Annotated in this window: 16 protein-coding genes and 2 pseudogenes; 11 read left to right on the forward strand and 7 right to left on the reverse strand. The window is 41.2% G+C overall.

Translation table 11 applies throughout. The features are described 5' to 3' along the window. Positions 1-33: 33 nt before the first annotated feature. Positions 34-369 carry a hypothetical protein gene (locus NWP22_RS14170; RefSeq protein ID WP_271733469.1) on the reverse strand — a complete coding sequence of 112 codons (336 nt, stop codon included), beginning with the start codon at positions 367-369 and terminating at the stop codon, positions 34-36. A 272-nt stretch (positions 370-641) separates the two neighbouring features. On the opposite strand from NWP22_RS14170, the gene NWP22_RS14175 reads away from it, so the two are divergent. Both NWP22_RS14175 and NWP22_RS14180 read left to right on the forward strand, forming a co-directional pair. Continuing rightward, complete coding sequence (locus NWP22_RS14175) at positions 642-1631, forward strand: putative 2-dehydropantoate 2-reductase (RefSeq protein ID WP_425332620.1); 990 nt, start codon at positions 642-644, stop codon at positions 1629-1631. A gap of 256 nt (positions 1632-1887) precedes the next feature. Beyond that, positions 1888-2208, forward strand: coding sequence for a hypothetical protein (locus NWP22_RS14180; RefSeq protein WP_271733468.1), 321 nt, complete (start codon positions 1888-1890; stop codon positions 2206-2208). Positions 2209-2226: 18 nt separating this feature from the next. On the opposite strand, the gene NWP22_RS14185 is transcribed toward NWP22_RS14180, so the two are convergent. From NWP22_RS14185 to NWP22_RS14205, 5 genes are all read right to left on the reverse strand, one after another. After that, positions 2227-2550 (reverse strand): DUF2103 domain-containing protein, encoded by a 324-nt coding sequence (locus NWP22_RS14185; RefSeq protein ID WP_271733467.1) that lies wholly within the window; start codon positions 2548-2550, stop codon positions 2227-2229. A 5-nt stretch (positions 2551-2555) separates the two neighbouring features. Next, entirely contained in the window at positions 2556-2882 is a 327-nt protein-coding gene (clpS, locus tag NWP22_RS14190) for an ATP-dependent Clp protease adapter ClpS (RefSeq protein ID WP_271733466.1), read from the reverse strand. Between the two features lie 127 nt (positions 2883-3009). Further along, positions 3010-5058 (reverse strand): FAD-dependent oxidoreductase, encoded by a 2049-nt coding sequence (locus NWP22_RS14195; RefSeq protein ID WP_271733465.1) that lies wholly within the window; start codon positions 5056-5058, stop codon positions 3010-3012. A gap of 183 nt (positions 5059-5241) precedes the next feature. Continuing rightward, complete coding sequence (locus NWP22_RS14200; RefSeq protein ID WP_271733464.1) at positions 5242-5889, reverse strand: Uma2 family endonuclease; 648 nt, start codon at positions 5887-5889, stop codon at positions 5242-5244. A 185-nt stretch (positions 5890-6074) separates the two neighbouring features. After that, positions 6075-6242: a hypothetical protein gene (locus NWP22_RS14205; RefSeq protein ID WP_271733463.1), complete on the reverse strand. Its 168-nt coding sequence runs from the start codon at positions 6240-6242 to the stop codon at positions 6075-6077. Positions 6243-6725: 483 nt separating this feature from the next. On the opposite strand from NWP22_RS14205, the gene NWP22_RS14210 reads away from it, so the two are divergent. The 4 genes and pseudogenes from NWP22_RS14210 to NWP22_RS14225 all read left to right on the forward strand — a co-directional run. Further along, complete coding sequence (locus NWP22_RS14210; protein WP_271733462.1) at positions 6726-8237, forward strand: tetratricopeptide repeat protein; 1512 nt, start codon at positions 6726-6728, stop codon at positions 8235-8237. A 500-nt stretch (positions 8238-8737) separates the two neighbouring features. Next, positions 8738-9115, forward strand: a pseudogene (locus tag NWP22_RS14215) (WD40 repeat domain-containing protein); the annotation flags it as partial. Next, the gene (locus NWP22_RS14220; protein WP_271733461.1) at positions 9097-9225 is read left to right on the forward strand and encodes a hypothetical protein; all 129 of its coding nucleotides are present in this window, start codon (positions 9097-9099) and stop codon (positions 9223-9225) included. The pseudogene NWP22_RS14215 and the gene NWP22_RS14220, both read left to right, overlap by 19 nt. A gap of 81 nt (positions 9226-9306) precedes the next feature. Next, a pseudogene (locus tag NWP22_RS14225) lies at positions 9307-9518 on the forward strand (hypothetical protein); the annotation flags it as partial. A 91-nt stretch (positions 9519-9609) separates the two neighbouring features. On the opposite strand, the gene infC reads toward NWP22_RS14225, so the two are convergent. Continuing rightward, positions 9610-10104, reverse strand: a complete 495-nt coding sequence (gene infC / locus NWP22_RS14230) for a translation initiation factor IF-3 (protein ID WP_342393879.1) — start codon at positions 10102-10104, stop codon at positions 9610-9612. A gap of 243 nt (positions 10105-10347) precedes the next feature. Between infC and NWP22_RS14235 the strand changes: the two genes are divergently transcribed. From NWP22_RS14235 to NWP22_RS14255, 5 genes are all read left to right on the forward strand, one after another. After that, complete coding sequence (locus NWP22_RS14235; protein WP_280802013.1) at positions 10348-12471, forward strand: tetratricopeptide repeat protein; 2124 nt, start codon at positions 10348-10350, stop codon at positions 12469-12471. A 75-nt stretch (positions 12472-12546) separates the two neighbouring features. Next, entirely contained in the window at positions 12547-13560 is a 1014-nt protein-coding gene (locus tag NWP22_RS14240) for a 3-oxoacyl-[acyl-carrier-protein] synthase III C-terminal domain-containing protein (RefSeq protein WP_271733459.1), read from the forward strand. A gap of 92 nt (positions 13561-13652) precedes the next feature. Then, positions 13653-15128: an Asp-tRNA(Asn)/Glu-tRNA(Gln) amidotransferase subunit GatB gene (gatB, locus tag NWP22_RS14245; protein ID WP_271733458.1), complete on the forward strand. Its 1476-nt coding sequence runs from the start codon at positions 13653-13655 to the stop codon at positions 15126-15128. A gap of 435 nt (positions 15129-15563) precedes the next feature. Beyond that, the gene (locus NWP22_RS14250) at positions 15564-17639 is read left to right on the forward strand and encodes an S-layer homology domain-containing protein (RefSeq protein WP_280802014.1); all 2076 of its coding nucleotides are present in this window, start codon (positions 15564-15566) and stop codon (positions 17637-17639) included. 149 nt (positions 17640-17788) lie between these two features. Then, the gene (locus NWP22_RS14255) at positions 17789-18481 is read left to right on the forward strand and encodes a hypothetical protein (protein ID WP_280802015.1); all 693 of its coding nucleotides are present in this window, start codon (positions 17789-17791) and stop codon (positions 18479-18481) included. Positions 18482-18670: the final 189 nt, after the last annotated feature.

Here is an 18670-nt window from a genome sequence, read left to right on the forward strand (position 1 = left end):
GCAGTGGGAGTGTCAAGATGGCTGCAAAACCTATCAAGCGTTTTGAGCCTGACTATGACTCCCGATCTGGCGCTTTTGCCAAAGAATGGCTGCTAAATTACTTAGCAAGGCGCTAATTGCTAGGGAGAGCAATATATAAGTAGGTAACATGACTACGCCAATGATGAACCAAGTAAATACATGGAATACCATCGCTAAGGCGAATATGCTAGCAAGTCCCGCAGATTTCCACACTTGATGTGTTGGGCGACGCAATACTGTGAGGATGATGGTCAGTAAGGAGGTAATCAAGTTGGCTGGGACTAGAAATGCACAAATGCCGATGCAATTGTCACGGGAGAACTCAGCTAAGGCGTTGAAATCAAGCATCAATTTGGTGGTATTAATGTCAACGTCTTAAAAATAAAGAATGAACGTATTTTTAGACATTTGAATTTACCTTAGCATATGCCTGAAGTGATTACTCCACTCATGTAATATAATTTAAAGTTTTTCCTAGAAATTATCATAGGAATAATAATTTTATGTCACAGGTACATAAGTCCTAAAACATCATCCTCTCCCTGAGCAAGAGCAAAATTTCAATTATTTTCAAATAGGTTAAAATTTTATTACAAAAAGTTAAGTATACATTTATAATTATGCTCAAAGAATTCTGTGTGTCACAGATGTGCGATTCCTTGACACCAGTTTGCGATCGCAAATACGCTATCCTCGGGACTGGTGCTTTAGGTGGGTTTTATGGCGCTAAATTGCAACAAGCTGGTTACGATGTCCACTTTCTGCTCAAGAGTGATTACGAACACGTGAGCAAATCTGGTTTATTGATCGAATCTAAAGACGGTGATTTTACCCTTCCCCAAGTTAAGGCCTATAATGATGTGGAACAGATGCCACAATGTGATGTAGTAATAGTGGCACTCAAGACAACTCAAAACCATTTACTACCGAAATTATTACCCCCCCTGGTAAAAGATGGTGGCGTAGTATTGGTATTGCAGAATGGATTGGGTGTAGAAGAGGATATTAGCCAAATAGTCAAGAATGTTCAAGTTATCGGCGGCTTATGTTTTCTGTGTTCCAATAAAGTAGGAGCCGGACATATTCGACACTTAGACTATGGAAAAATTACTTTGGGGGAATATACCCCTAAATATGATCCCGCTCCTCTAACAGAAAGAATACAATATGTTGCTAATGACTTTGAAACTGCTGGTATTACCATTGAATTAGCCACAGACTTACTGCTAGCGCGTTGGCAAAAACTGGTGTGGAATATACCATACAATGGACTTTCGGTTATTCTCAATGCTAGAACAGACGAATTAATGACAGATGCTCACACCCGGATATTAGTTGAACAATTAATGAATGAAGTAGCAGCTGGGGCGAAAACCTCGGGACGAGTTATCCCTGATAGCTTCATTCAAACCATGCTGAATTATACTGTGAAGATGAAGCCCTACCGTACCAGCATGAAAATTGACTATGATGAAGGCCGTCCTCTAGAGGTAGAAGCGATTTTCGGTAACCCATTACGAAAAGCCCAAGCAGCTGGTGCAAATTTACCGCAGATCAGCTGTATGTATCATCAACTAAAATTTCTGACCCAAAGAAATGGCATTGCTTAATCTGATTACTTGGGGTGATGGTTTTAGCACCTTGGTGAATATTGGTGCTGGTTAAAACCTCTCCTAGGCAGCAGTGCCCATCTATTTAGATTTTAGCTGAGATTGTAGCAAAAATTATTATTAATGTAAATACAACTTTTGTAGCAATACTTAAAACTAATTACAGTCTTCTATTGCAGTTTGTAAATATTTTTTGGGGGTGGCGAGATTATTCCTTTAGACTGAATCTCAACAGGAGAATATTAGAGCAATTCAGATGCATTCAATGAATTTAATGTGCCATGAATTTGTAGTTTGTCTATCCTTTTTTGCTTGTATTGCAGGGTTGCTATTACTTTGGGATCCCAAACAGCCAAAAGATAATCTAGAAGAAACAGAGAAAATTCTCTTGAGAATGAGCTTCTCTTACTGGCTAGTTTACTGTTTTGCTTTTGGTATTGAGAAGTTGATTTTACCTGACTGGGAAACCGCGCTCATGTCTGTGAAAATCACTATTGCTTTGTCGTATTTTCTGACTTTTTCTTGTGTCCTGAGTTTGCCATTACACAAGTTCTCAGTCCGCCGTGTGGAAGAATAGGCAATAGTTAACAATGGACTATGAAGCTGATTTAGTTCTCATGGCGATCGCAAGGGTATGTTGAAATTTATCCTGATCTAAAGTGGTTAGGATAAAAACCTCTTGTACAGTTTTACCCTGACGGGCTATGACCTTATAACCACCCCGAATAGGTACAGATACACGCAGTTGCATTTTCGGACAGTGACCTTTAGCCCGCCCAATAACACCAGGGGTGACAGTTTGAATCCCATCCTGCAGACAGAGACGTTCTAAAATTGGGATGAGGCCAGAAATATGAGTTGAGTGATTCCAGACTAATCTGCCATCTTTAACAGAAGCGTCTTTCGCGGGTTTACCCATAATAATTAAGCCGCTTCTAAGGGAGCCATTGTTAAACCAGCCCGACGCAGCTGTTGATGATATAGTTCCGCCATTTCTTGGGGACCTACCCAGACAATAGCTTGGCCTTCATAGTGTATCTGATTGGTCAAATCCCAAGCCAGATCACCCGTCATTCCGGGAATATACTTCATCAAACACTCAGAAACGTGTTGAAAAGTATTGAAGTCATCGTTTAAAACAATCACCTTATAATTCGGATAAGTTTTACGAGTGACTTGAGTAGTCCGTCCAGGATCTACAGTTGGTGCTGTACCTGCGCCGTATACAGCTGCTGAAATTCTTGTAACCATAAAACAGTTAGCCAACAGGATTTTACAAATCTACACCTACAAATTACTAGTTTAGTCTATTGTCCAGGGACTAGGGAGTGGGGAATGGAAAATTCCCCATCCCAAATCCTCAAGAAACCTTGTGAGATTAACGCCAATTATCCCAGTTTTCGTTAAAAATTGAAGTATCAGGAAAAGCTGTCGGGTTGCCATTTTGCTCTAATAGACGTTTGAGAGCCTCTAATTGTGGTTCTGGACTGGGTAAATTGTTCACCAGTTGGTAAGGTGCAACTTGATTTTTTAAGGCAAAAGCCGCAGTAGTACCCGCCGCAGCACCCGCAGACCATTCAAAGGAGTGTACCCGATAAGCAGCGGACGCAATGTGACTAGTGGCGATACTTTTACCTCCTACCAGCAAATTGTCGATTTTCTGGGGAATCATGGCTCTGAGAGGAATTTGGAAGGGATAAGCAGCACCAGCACCCCGCCTTTCTCCGGTAAGTTCTCTATTACCGGGCTTTTCTGGGGGGCTTTTCTCCATACAAGGATGAAAGTCTATGGCATAGTGACCAATACCTACAGAATCAGGGAAAATAGTGGAACGAGTGCGCCGTATTACCTGTTCCGGTGGCTTTGTACCTATAATGACGGATATGGCTTCTAAGCCAGCCAGTGTTGCTTGTAACCGGCGGTACATATCAGCAGGAAGTGTACGACGATAATAGTCATCGTTGTAGTTGCGGCGAGAAATATCAGTTTCCCAAATGGTAAAACCTCCGGGTTGTCCCCAACTGGGACGGCCAATAATGCGTCGTCCTTCCCGGATATAGGGATATTTGGATAAGCCATGGGCTGTTCCCATGGGGGAATTGAACCCAGATATAAAACGGTGATTTGTGTGTTGCTGCTTGACACCTGTACCAAGTTGTGAATCTGTAGTCCCAGCAACTAACCAATAATAGTAGGCTAGTGCATTTTCTTCACCTTTGCGGAGGCTTTCGGTTCGTAGTCCCCCCATCCATCCGCCGGGTTGTAATTGTCCAGTAGCTTGCAACTGTTGGCGAGTGTAAACTAGGTTATCTTGAGGGGTTCCAGGGCGATAGTCGTTACCCCAAGTCCAATTTTGCATGGAGATATCCCCTGGTGTGGGAGCCGAAAACCTTACACCTCCAAATCTTACAAGTTGTCCCCGCTGCTGGCTCCAAATGCGGCGATAGGTGAAAACTAGGTCAAAGTTTGCCAACCGCTGTAATTCATAACTAAAATATGGGGCATACTGTGGATAGAATGGGGGCATTTCCTGGGGTTGTGGTTCCTTAGTGGCTTCCATTGCAAAGGTGTAAGTGAAGCCTTGGGTACAATAAGGATTGTTTTTGGTACTGGAGGAAGAGGGTTCGAGGTGGGAGAGAGGGTCAATACCCAAACGGTAGGGAACATCGGCCAGGGCGATCATTTCACCGGTTTCGCTAGCGTCTACGATGTACCATTTGGGAGAATTCCCTTGTGTGTTTTGGGGAACTAAGCGAATGATGTTTTTAGTAAACCGAGATGAGTTTTGGTAACGGTAAGCATCTTCAATGGTTTGAGATAAGGTGAAGGTGTTATGAGGTGGTGCGCCTGGGACTGGTTGATGTTGAATGGCGATCGCACTACTAATTAATTGTCCACCCCCGTCAACTGTAGAGGGTGTAATTTCTAAATCCTTAATTACTGTATTGGGAAACCATTCTAACTTGCCTTTCCCCTTTCTTTCGGCATCTCTGAGCATATGACTGATAATCGTGTGGGCATCACGAGGCAAAAAACAAGAGTCACTTACCCAGCATTCCCCGGGGTTTAGTTTACCATACTTGCGTTCAATGCGATTTCGCAATTCCAAGTAGCCGCGAGAATAAAATTGGCGACTGCGTTGGGTGGGGCGTTCATCTAATGCAGATGTTCCCTGGGAAGAAATTTGACCCCCTAACCAATCAGTAATTTCTGTGATGCAGACTTTGCTTTCTGCTAGTAACCCCTCGTAAGCTGTAGCTACACCAGAGAGTCCCCCACCCACAACTAAAATGTCACAATTTACGGTTTTGTCTGGTTTTCTCGGTGGTGCTGCAAGAATGGCAGAATCAGGTGTAATAAAGTTGGATATTAAACATCCTCTGATTAATGAGGTCAAGCTGTAAGCTAATTTCTGTTGATGCTTCATAGTCAGGGTAACGTTGAACCGCTATCCCAAGTAGACGCTACCATCTAACAAATGTTCTTCACAACTTCAATATAAACATAGAAACTTTTGATACTTCAGCAAAAAAAGCCAGACTTAAATAGGACTTAAGTAAGATTGGACTAAAAACCTGGTTCTGATGTAGGGGTGATTCATGAATTACCCCTACTTTTGTTGTGTTTTGCGTAAGTCCTGATTGTATGGGGATACTCCAGCGGTAAAGACTTGTTTTGCTGTTAATTGCAAATTAGGAAAGATGGAGGATACCAATTGATCGTTGTTTTGAAACAATCGCTTTTGATACTCATCCTCTAATAGTGTACAAATTGTAACAGTAGGCTGCTTGATTTTACCAATATAGTCTCTACCACCTATACCCAAATAATCAACTATCCAATATTCCGAGACACCCAGTAAGGCGTAATCTTCGACTTTACGGGCGTAGTCATTTTGCCAATTTGTACTGACGACTTCAGCTATTAGTTTGATAGATTTACCTGATGTAATGACTGGTTCTTGTTGCCACAATGGCTCATTGATTAGTTGTGTTTGGTCTAGGACAATAACATCGGGACGAAATGCTGTATTTGTTCCTAATAGTTTAATTAAGCAGCGATGGGGGATAAAGTATGGTAAGTCCTGATGATCAATTTCTACGTTAAGTTTGCGCCCAATTAAGGATGATACCTGCTCATGGGGTCCGGTTGGTTCCACTTCGATTAATTCCCCATCAATTAGTTCGTAATTTTCTTGATCGCCGTATTCAGCAATAAATTCATCAACTGTGATTAGCTTTAGGGCTGATTTTCCCATGATGATTTTTCCTGATGATTGAATAAAGCAAGTATTCTGTGAATAAATTTCTGGAATTGTTTTTTACATATAGCTTACCTCTTAGATCAATTTTAACTTGTTTCGTCTAATTGATGCTACACGGGGAGCCGGGGGTTAGAAACCCCCGTCTGAAAGCTAAAGTCAGATAAATCTGACACCGAAGATCATATATTGGATGGTCTTGACCGGATGCGATAGCGAAGCGCTGGTGTTAAAGGCGATAGCGAAGTGCTGCTGTAAGGCGATCGCGAAGCGCTGGTGTTAAAGGCGATAGCGAAGCGCTGCTGCAAGCAGATCGCGTCAGTGCTGCTGTAAGCAGATCGCCATTCCATATACCCCCCTCCCTTTGTAAGGCTATCCATTACCCGGATCTTTCTTAACATTCGTGAGAGCGATCGCTCGCAAACCCCCAAACCTTAATCCTCCGTTGATGATTCTCAATAAAATAAGGGTTTTATCAAGAAGAATAAGGTACATTTTGTCAAGAGTAGGGAAATTTTCAAGCCTTGAAACCGTTGCCACATAAATGTTTCAAGATTGTTAAGAAAAATGTGGGTAATGAATAGCTTTGTAAGGGGAGGGGTTGGGGGTGGGGTCAATACTACTCTAAAATTTTTATATTCTCAAAAATCTATCTTTAGATAGATGACAAGATTACCTAAATAGTATTACTGAGGGTGAATAAAATAAATGACACATTTATTTTATTATCTCCATTTGAGCGTGGTATTATAAATTTCATCTATTTAAACTTTTGCTGTTTCTTCTTATAAGTACGCATACCGTTAAATATTCAACCATCAAAGGATAAACCCATGGAAATAATAGGACTAACTAAAGCTGTAGCCTTAACAACACTGACATTCACCCTCAGTGCTACCCCCACTTGGAGTCAAACCAATCAAAACAGCTTTACTTGTCCCTCAACTCCCTACCCCGGTTGTGTGGAAGAAATTCCCACCCCCTTGGGGTTAACACCTGAACCAGGAAAATACCAGAAAATTAATCTAGAAATACAGTCATCTCAGAAGATGGCAAAGGAAAATAGCATAACAGGTTACGACCAATTTCAAGTTAAAAGTAACAAAAACCAGAAAATATTTCCTAGTAATTACAAATATATTACTCAGTCCTTTTTACAGGAAATAAATAATTTTGTAAGTAAGAATCCGAACAAAACACAATTTGAAACCACATCTGAGCATGAAGCAAGATTGAGCAGATTACTTAATATTTTCTCGGTAAATCTAGAAAGAAAAGGTATTAATATAAATAATACATATAATATAGAGATTGGAGAAAAGAGTTTTAATACAAGTTATAATGCTGATCAAGAATTATTAACAGTTAAGTTAACATCATTTGGACGTTTAGAACTAGAAGACAATAGAAGATCAAGGCGGTCAAAAAACAGAAGAGGTATTGATTACCTCGAAGAAATTGAGAGTTATAACTTAGACGTGTTAAATTCCACAGAAATAATTTCTAAATTTCCATCAGAAGGGCTTTCTTTTTCTCTTAAGAGGTCGGATGCAAAACAGTTATTATCTAACAAGCAATTAGGAGTTATTGTAGTATCCGAGTTTGTATTGCCTTTTGTTAATACTAAACAATCAACTATAGATAAACTAAACATTGGAAGAACTCAACGAATTTATGGGGGAAATATTGTAGAAAATTTTATTGAATCTATTGCAATTGCTCAGGAAGAACTGGCAATATCTTACGCACAGCGTTATAGATCACAAGGTTATACAAGTTATATTGTTAAGGAGAAAGAATTTAATTTAAAAGCCAATGTTAAAGAAATAGTTATTTATAACAAAAAAACAAAATTAGTAAAACAAAGATGGATTACTCCTCTTAGTTCTGAAGCTTATTTCAATCGCGGTGTTGTTTACACTCGACAGCAGAAATGGGATTTAGCGCTGGCTGATTTCAACCAAGCTATTAAACTTAATCCTAATGATGCTTTAGCTTACAAAAATCGCGGTACTATTTACTATAACCAGCAAAAATGGGATTTAGCGCTGGCTGATTTCAACCAAGCTATTAAACTTAATCCTAATTATGCCGGTGCTTACACCAATCGCGGTAATGTTTACCATGACCAGCAGAAATGGGATTTAGCTGTAGCTGATTATAACAAAGCCATTGCGGTTGATCCTAATTTAGCTCAAGCTTACTACAATCGTGGTAATATTTACCTTAAATTAGGAAACATCAACAAAGCCAGGGAAGACCTCCAAAGAGCAGCGCAATTATACCTCACTCAAGGTAATACCGCCTATTATGAAGATGCAATTGAGATTTTAAACTCACTTTAGCTGCAAAGATACCTGAAAGTAAGCACTGAACAGGTTTTAGTATCCGCCCTATAATTATCGCCAGTAGAAGAAAGTCAAATCATTCAAGCTTAAACCCCGCCTAATTACCTTTCCACCTAACAAGTATCGGGTAATACGTCATTATATAATATCCCCAAGACTAAATTAACTACCAGTGGTAAACTATCATGAACGAGCCACAACCAGGGGAATTTGATGTACTACTAGGTGGTACTAGTAACGCTCCAGAAAATGCCCTGGTCTTAGGGGGAATCCAAGAGGAGCAGCAGAGATATAAGAACCCTGACCCCAAGGTGAGGATAAATGCGATATCCCAAGCCCTCAACTATGGGGATGAGGGGGTTAACTTACTTCTCCAAGCTTTAACCACAGATGAATCAACCGATGTCAAGGATGCGGCTTATAATCTCCTGTCCTCTAGAGACAATAAGTCTGTTCAGGTCATTGAGGCTTTAAAAGCTTATGAACCCTTTTTATGGCGGGAAATCATCACCCTCACCGGACATTCAGGTTACGTCACTTCAGTAGCTTTCAGCCGGGATGGTACAACCTTAGCTTCTTCTGGGATTAGGGGAACCATCCAACTGTGGGATGTCGCCACACGTCAGGAAATCGCCACTCTCACCGGACATTCAAATTGGGTTCATTCAGTAGCTTTCAGCCGGGATGGTCGCACCTTAGCCTCTGGGAGTTGGGATAGAACCATCAAATTGTGGGATGTCGCCACGGGGCGGGAAATCGTCACCCTCACTGGACATTCAAGGGAGGTTTATTCAGTAGCTTTCAGCCCGGATGGTAAAACCTTAGCCTCTGGGAGTAGCGATAACACCATCAAGATTTGGCGAAGGCGTTATTAATCCACACCTATTCTCACAGAGAAGAAGTGAAGGACAGCCCCGCTGGTGGAACAGCAGGTAAACTTATATTAACGATCGCCCTTAGTGTCGCAGCCCGTCGCCTACTTTGAAGGTTATTAAATTAAATTTATCAGCAAACGCTACCGGCTGCTTATATCAAAAAACCAGAGAAAAAAAACCAATTAGTAAAGTCCATTAGTTTGGATGATTTAATGATTCCACCCACCAAGCGATCGCTCCTAGAAGCAGCACAAATCAGAGCCACAGAAAACCGCTATCAACGGGGCGAAATCACCGGAGTAGAACGGTTCCAAAAAGTCATCAATATCTGGAATGGAACCGGTGAGAGCCACTCAAGGATGAAGTAGTAGTAAACTTCAAAAGTACCGACCCATTAAACTCCTCCCCCTGATATTCCTTCGACTGCGCTCAGGGAACATATTGATGTCGGTGGGTATAACCCCACAGTTCAGGCCAAGCCAAATGTGGGTAGTTTATGCTGGAACTACTTGAAGGACTAGTGAGCGTTTATCGAGGGATTGGACTTTTCCCACCTCACTCAGAGCGCTGACAATGCGGTCTAACATTTCTCCTGCTTGTTCGCGGTGTTGATGCTCTCTTCCTCGTAAGCGAATGGCGAATTTGACTGAATCGCCTTTGCTCAACCATTGAGTTGCTTGTGCTATCCGTAAATTGTAATCGGCTAAACCCACATTGGGACGTAAGCGAACCTCTTTGACAGTGGGTCTAGCGCTCTGGGTCTGACGTTTTTTCTTTTGATACTGGAGCTTACCATAGTTGACAATCTTGGCAACCGGTACCTCTTTACTTTCCGACACCACAACCAGGTCAAGCTCTACACTTTCTGCTAGGTGTAGCGCCTCGGCGGTATCAACAAGACCACGGTTATTATTCTCATGATCAATCAAGTAGACTTGATTGGATTTAATTTGGGAGTTGATCAGTTGTTTTTTAACTACGATAATGATTTCCTCTTAATTTAATATTTGGGTTTGTGGCTTCCCTAGTCTCTGTTCTAAGACAGGTGCGCTCACTTTGCACTTAGCATCTCCATAATATCATAACCGACTGATCCACCAACCAGGTTACCCGCAATAAATTAATTTAGGGACTTGCGCGGGGGAAGTCTTCGGTGAGAATTGAATTCTGGTATAGATTGGAGATAAGCCACCCACTGCAAAAAAACTGACCCCAGAATCAGGATGGTTCTTATGAAGCGCAAAAATCAAGTTGTCCTCACTTTAATATTGAAAAGCGCTATTGTCTTTTCGCCCTTGCTGCTCTCTGCTGGTATTGCTACTGGACAAACCAGGCCATCCGTTTCCACAGCACTGAATAGGGCTGAGGTAATATCTGCTCAGAAGTCGGAAAAATTCTCTCAGTTACAAGCACAACAGCTTACTCCAGAGCGAGTTCCTGCGAGAGTAGAGCCAGGTTTCAATAACACAAATGTCTTGTGGAGTCTGTGGTTAGTGATCTTGAGTTTATTTCCTGTGTCGGTAATTGCTTTATTCTGGCTGTTGCGCCGGGTAGCAATTCGTGAGATTGTTCATAGAGCAATGGCACAGCTAGACGGGTTAGAAAATCTCCAAAACCAGCTGATTATTGTCAAGCAAGATGCGGAAAATCTGATTGGAGAATCTAAACAGAGAAATCGTGAATTGGAAACAGAACTTTTGAAGTTGCAACATAATATACAAAGACAACAAGAGAATTTAGCTAATTTAGCATCGGAAATGGTGCAGTCAAAAGATGCCATCCTAGGAGAATTAAAAACGACAATTAAAGAGATTGAAGATAATTTAGAGTCTGATTTTACAGTCAAAGTCTCTCAGTTGCAGTTAGCAGCAGAACAAACAAGAGATAGAATCATAGAAGGTTTAGAGAATCTAGAGTCTGACTTTATCCATAAACTAGAGAATTTGCAGTTAGAGGCTGAACAACAAAAGAATCTCACTCTGGAAGATTTACAAGCATCTAGGAGTGAATTTGTGGCTGAACTTTCTCAGTTGCTGTCTCAGACTCAATCAGAGAAAGATCACACTGTGGCAAATCTGATTAAAGTATATGGTGATGCTGAAAACCAAAAGAATGATATTCTAGAGAATATTAGAGAATTAGAAAGATTATTTCAAGGAGAAATATCTAACTGGCAGTCTGAGGCTCGGCAAGGAAAAGATAATATTTTTGAGAGTTTAGGAAAGTTACAGGTAGATGCGCAACAGGAAAAAGATAAAACCCTAGATAGTTTAAGGGAGTTAGAAAATTTATTTAAGGCTCAAATCGCTGTATTACAGTCTGGGGTAGAATCACATAAGGATACTCTCCTGGAAAGTCTGACGGAATTACATTCAGAATTTGCGGGTGAATTATCTGAGTTACAGTTGGAGGCTCAAAACCGCAAAGCGCTAATTGTTACGAATTTAGAAGCATCAGCAGCGGAGTTGACAGAGCAATTTTCAGATTTACAATTTCATGCTCAAGAGCAAAAGCTGTTGATTCTGGAAAAGCTGGAAAAATTAGAGAGGGATTTTGGATCTCAACTTTCTAAGTTACAGTTGGATGCTGCACATCGCCAGGAGATGATTTTACAGGAATTAATCAAGTCTGAAGAGTCACAGGTGCAGCTACAAGGTTCAGAGTCAGTTAATGATGACTTTCAACAAGCAGAAGATTTATTTACTCAAGGGAAATATACCGAGGCGATCGCAGTTTATAATCAGGTGGTGAAAAATCAGCCAGATAATTGCGTGGCTTGGTTAAAACGGGGTTTGACTTTAGGAAGATTACAACGTTACCAAGATGCTATCACTTCCTATGACAAGGCCATTGAAATTCGCCCAGATTATCACCAGGCTTGGTGCGATCGCGGTGTGGCTTTTGGTAAACTAGGACAGCATCAACAGGCTTTTACATCTTTTGACCAAGCTACTCAAGTCAAGGGTGATGATCCGGTGGCTTGGTTAAATCGTGGTCTTTCTTTGATAGAGTTAGAAAGATATGAAGATGCCATGGCTAGTTTTGACCAAGCTATCAAAATTAATCCTAATTCTGCCAAGGTGTGGGATAAACGCGGTTATACTTTGGTCAGATTGGGAGAAGATGACGAAGCGATCGCCAGTTTTGACAAGGCGTTAGAAATTAATCCCAACTATGGGAGTGCTTATTATAATAAAGCCGCTTGCTATGCTCTGCAAAGACAACTAAAGTTAGCATTGACAAATCTGCAAAAAGCCATTGAACTCAATCCCAGTTATAAAGAAGATGCAGGATTTGACATTGATTTTGATGAAATTGCCGATGATAAAAGCTTTAAGGAAATTATTTCTGAATAGAACCATCACTATATTCCTTTCATTTTCCATATTAAAAAATTGAAAATATTCAAAGGAAACATGGGAGGATTATAGATGAGCAAACAAACCGTTGGTATCACATCTATTGGTTATTACATTCCCCCAGGAATTTTAACCAGTAAGGAAATGTCAAAACTATCTCAGTTACCTGAGTTTATTTTCACTGACAAGATTGGGATCAAACAGAAACCAGTTGCAGGTAAAGATGAACATCCCAGTGATATGGGAATTAAAGCAGCATTAGGGGCTATAGAGCAGGCAAAAATTACAGCGTGTGAAATTGATATTATTGCTTATTGTGCTGCGGGAGATTATGATTATAGATTTTGGTCTCCTGCTGCAAAAATTCAAGATGCACTTGGGGCAGAAAACGCTTTTGCATTTGAAGTGAAAAATTTTTGTAATAGTGGGAATTTAGGGATACATATTTGCAGAAATATGTTACTGGCAGATAATGATTTATGTTATGCATTAGTAGTCTGTAGTGATAAATTATCTATGCTGTTAGATTATTCAGATGTGAATAATTTATCAACATTTATCATGGGTGATGGTGCAGCAGCAGTGATTTTGAAAAAAGGAGAATTAAGTAATGAAATTCTCTCTTATCACGGGATCACCAATGGAAAGTTAGTAGATTGTCTGAAGGTATCCTCAGCAGGAACTAAGTTTCCGGTGGGAGGTAAACCAATTAAGGATGAACTAAATTATTTAAAGGTTGAAGACCCTAAAGAACTAGAAAGAATCTTACAGGATGTCTATTTAGAAAACTATGGTAAAGTGATTCACAGGTCTTTAGAGAAAAGCGGTTATTCAATCAAAGATGTGGACTTTTTATTAACTAATCAAGTCAAAAAAAGTTTATCTAAAGCAATTTTAGAATCTTTGAATTTAAAGGATGAGCAGACATTGATTTCTTTGCCTGAATATGGTCATCTGGGTGCTGTAGATACTATATTTGGCTTGGCAAAAACTCTAGAAGCAAATAAAATAAAGCCGGGAAATATCGTGGTGTTAGCTAGTAGTGCGGCTGGTTTTTCATGGGCAGCATTAACTGTAAGATATTAGATAAAAAAGTATTCTAACAAGAGAATAATTTGAGCAAGATAGAGATTTATCGCTAAACTAATAATATTTTGTATGACTAGCAATATTATAGTATGACTGCTGCCACAACTGTAAAAACTGAGTACGAAGCGATTATAGGTCTAGAAACCCATTGTCAACTGAGCACCAATACCAAGATTTTCTCTAATAGCTCCACTGCTTTCGGTGCTGATCCCAATACTAACATTGACCCCGTGTGTATGGGCTTACCTGGAGTTTTACCTGTACTGAATGAAAAAGTCCTAGAATATGCGGTAAAGGCGGGTTTGGCTTTGAATTGCCAAATTGCTAAGTATAGTAAATTTGACCGTAAACAGTATTTTTATCCTGATCTGCCCAAAAATTACCAAATTTCTCAATATGACCTGCCGATTGCGGAACATGGTTGGTTAGAAATCGAATTGGTAGATGCTGAGGGGGAACCGATTCGTAAACGCATTGGTGTGACTCGGTTGCACATGGAGGAAGATGCAGGAAAACTGGTACACGCGGGGAGCGATCGCCTGTCTGGTTCTAGCTATTCTCTGGTAGACTATAATCGCGCGGGTGTGCCATTAGTAGAAATTGTTTCTGAGCCTGACTTGCGTTCTGGTGAAGAAGCTGCGGAATATGCCCAAGAATTACGCCGAATTATGCGTTATCTTGGTGTGAGTGATGGCAATATGCAAGAAGGTTCTCTACGCTGTGATGTGAATATCTCTGTGCGTCCAGTGGGACAACAGAAGTTTGGCGTTAAGGTAGAAATTAAAAATATGAACTCCTTCAACGCCATTCAAAGAGCCATTGATTATGAAATTGAGCGCCAAATTGCAGCCATAGAAGCAGGGGAGCGGATTATCCAAGAAACTCGCCTATGGGAAGAAGGCGCTCAACGTACGATTAGTATGCGGGTGAAAGAAGGTTCTAGTGATTACCGCTATTTCCCCGAACCAGATTTAGCACCGATTGAGGTATCCCAGTCCCAATTAGAGGAATGGCGAGGGGAACTTCCCGAACTACCCGCCCAAAAACGTCATCGTTATGAAAGTGATTTAGGGCTTTCAGCTTATGATACGCGGGTGTTGACAGAAGACCGCACGGTAGCAGATTATTTTGAAGGTGTGATTGTTGCTGGGGGTAATCCCAAAGCTGCTGCTAACTGGATTACTCAAGACATCGCCGCATACCTCAACAAGCAGAAGCTGAGTATTACGGAAATTGCTCTGACTCCCGCCAATTTAGCTGAGGTGATTAGTCGAATTGAATCTGGTAAAATCAGCAATGCCCAAGCTAAACAAAAGCTGGGGGATTTGCTGAGTGGTATTTCCCCAGAGGAGGCTTTTGCAGGTCAGGAGTTAATCACTGATCCTAGTGTACTAGAACCGATCATTGATGAGGCGATCGCAGCTAATCCCAAAGAACTAGAGAAGTATCGCAATGGTAATACTAAGCTGAAAGGGTTCTTTGTGGGACAGGTTTTGAAGAAAACCGACAAACGAGCCGATCCTCAACTAACTAATGAATTAGTCGAGAAAAAACTGAATTCTTAGGTCTTTACTGTTTTTTCACCTAATTCTTCATCAATTCTTTACAAAAAAACCGAAAAATAGGTTACACCCCTCACCCCTTAAAGGCTATTCTATGTATTGTAGATGAACCCTAATGATCTGGAGAGCAGCCCATGAGCTCTCCTGATTTTTTTGTTTATTCACAAGAAAATCGCAAAAAAGGCACGGAAGCCACTTGGCTTTACCCAAACCAACATTTTTGATTGACTTTGATTAACCGGACTTGTTTTCAAGTAAATAAAGTACACACCTTAAGATTATAAATCTTGTGGGGTGGGCATCGGTGCCCGCCCTTTTGTATCTAATTCAGATGAGATACGCTGTAAATTCGTTTAAGTGCAATCTTCGCCAAAATTGGTATAAGTTATGATTCATGACTGGAATACCATAACTTAAACAATTGCATCGAAATTATCAATGGTGAACTCTACTTTCGTGACCAAATTCTATGTCAATCCTATCCAAGGGAATGATACTAATCCTGGTTCTCGGTCTAGTCCCTTTAGAACTCTCACCCGGGCTTTAAAGGCCACCAAAACACCGCTAATTATTCAGTTGACATCTGGGACTTATAGTGTTGCCAATGGTGAGGTGTTTCCCCTAGTTATTTCTGCGGGGGTGACATTAGTAGGTAACGAAGCGAAAAAAGGTGTGGGGATTGTGATTTCCGGGGGTGGTGAGTATGAAAGTTCTAGTTTTGGTAGACAAAATATCACATTACTGTTGCAAGATAATGCCAGTCTCTTGGGTGTGACTGTGATTAACCCTATGTCTAAAGGGACTGGGGTCTGGATTTCATCGTCAGCAAAAAATGTGGCTAACAATACTTTAACTAACTGTGGTAGAGAAGGTATATTTGTCACTGATACTGCTAAACCGGCCATTGTAGATAATGTCTTTAGGCAAAATGCTGCCAGTGGCTTGATGATGGCACGTCATAGTAAGGGTGAAGTGCTGCGGAATGTCTTTGAGCAAAACCCCTTGGGTATTGCCATCAGTGACTATGCCGCTCCATTAATAGCAAATAACATCATATCAAATAACCGTCTAGCGATCGCCCTGTCTCGCCACGCTAGACCTGTACTGCGTCACAATCGAATTACACAAAATACCCGGGGGGGGATGTTAGTTAATGGTAACGCCATTCCTGATTTAGGCAATAACCAAGACCCTGCTGGGAATATTTTTGAGTATAACGGTCAATTCGATTTACACAATACCACACCAGAAACACTGGTTTCAGCAGGTAATAAATTAAATCCCACCCAAGTTAAGGGTAGGGTAGATTTTATAGCTGTCCTCCAAGAGCATCCTCAAAGCCTCTCAGCCAGCAGTATTTTTCCTGACTTAGTTGGACATTGGTCAGCAGCTTTTGTGGAAGCATTGGCGAGGATGGGTGTCATTAGCGGCTTTCCCGATGGTACTTTTGCGCCGGATAGCGCCATGACTCGCGCTCAGTATGCAGCCATGATTGCCAAAAGTTTCCAGTCACCAACAAGAAATATTAATAGTAAATTTACGGATGTAAATCCCAGTTTTTGGGCAGCATCAGCGATTTCCCAAAGCGCCGAAATGGGTTTTATCAGTGGGTTTCCTGATGGGACGTTTAGAGGCGGACAAAATTTGACCAGAGTACAGGCTATAGTATCTATAGTTAGTGGGTTAAAACTCACAGGGGGTCATCCCCAGGTATTGAACCTGTACCGCGATCGCGCTCAAATCCCTACTTATGCCATTAATGCCGTAGCAGTGGCTACCCAAGCATTGCTGGTGGTGAACTATCCCCAAGCAGAAGAATTAGAACCTATGCGAGATATAACTCGTGGCGAAGTGGCAGCATTAATTTATCAAGGGTTAGTAGCCAGCGGTCAGGAAAAGGCCATCCCTTCACCCTATATTGTCAGCCCCGATATTGAACTCCCCAGCTTTACAGACATCATGGGACATTGGGCAGAACCATTTATTCGGGGATTAGCCAGGATGAATTTAACTAGTGGTTTTGCTGATGGTAGCTACCAGCCAGATAAACCCATGACCCGTGCCCAATATGCCGCTTTAGTAGCCGCAGCCTTTAAGCCCACACCCAAACGCCCCGCACCTGAGTTTACAGACGTGTCGCCAGATTTTTGGGCTGATCAAGCCTTGCAAATTGCCGCTAGGGGTGGCTTTGTCAGTGGATTTAGAGATGGCACTTTCCGACCCGGGCAAAATGTGCAAAGGTTACAGGTAATTGTCTCCCTAGTGAATGGACTGACTCTACCAACGGCTGACGATAATACTTTACTCACTTATACTGATGATCATACAATTCCCGATTATGCGCGTCAAGCAGTGGGGGCTGCCACACAGCAAAGAATTGTTGTCAACTACCCTGACCCTAAACAACTTGTACCCCAGAGGGAAGCAACACGTGGGGAGGTGGCCGCAATGGTCTATCAGGCATTAGTTGCAATCCAGCGAACCTCAACTATTAATTCACCCTATATTGTTTAGAGAGTAAGGAGTTGAACAAGTAAAATGAAAAACACAATGTATGATGATCAGCCTGGAAACTCTCGGGAAAGAATGCTATACCAAAAAACACCATAGGCTATGAAGGATGGCTAGACAATTTATACCCCTATTCTGAACCCAATAGCGCCATGTTAAGCACAGAGTCAGAAATCTCTGCCGAATTGGCAGCCGCTCTATTAACCCATTACAGTTTTGATCTCAGTGGATATACTGCCAGGGATCTGATTAACCGTTGGCAAACCCAATATCCACTCAACTGGCTGCACTTGGCAGTGATTGAGGCGCTATATCAAGGTCGCTATAAAGCCATCTCAGTGCAACAAATATTACTATTTTGGCAACGCCGCGGTCAGGTGATTTATCATTTCAATATGGAATTTGAACGCCTGATTTGTAGCAAATTTCCCGAAAGCTTAACTCAACAGGCTACACCAGTTCTACCTGCTATTAACAAACCAATTCGCCATGGATCAGGATCTACTGATAAACCAGTGACAACTAATTGCTTACCAGATGATCTGAAAAATGGCTATAGGCAAAGTCACACCACCACCCAACAAGGGATCAACTCACAAGAAGAGGAGAAAAACAGGACATTAGTATCTACCGGTGTGAACCTTGCTGTGTCTGGTAGTGATTCCAGGCTGAACTTACCAAGGTATCATGAGAGAAATTCCCCATTACCCAAACCTCACCAGCAGACAAAGCTGATAGCATCATCTGCTAATCATCCACCCATTGGACAATTTACTCCAGCAACCGGCAATTACTCTGATTCATTTACATCAAAACTAAAGGCGATGTCGGACGAAAAGAGCTAGTCCTAAGCTGGCTATTTTATAGACAAAACTATACTTATATTGACAAGCATTGACATAAGTGAGTTAAGAAAATCGCCCACTTGATATATAATACGATATCAGGTATTGAATTAAGACTATTGCCAACGCGAAAACCAAGCAATGATAGCGGTAGTCTTTCTTGTAAATCTTAAGAGAAATATCGCGTCT

The sequence above is a fragment of the Anabaenopsis tanganyikae CS-531 genome (genome assembly GCF_029891675.1).
Classification (GTDB): Bacteria; Cyanobacteriota; Cyanobacteriia; order Cyanobacteriales; family Nostocaceae; genus Anabaenopsis; species Anabaenopsis arnoldii.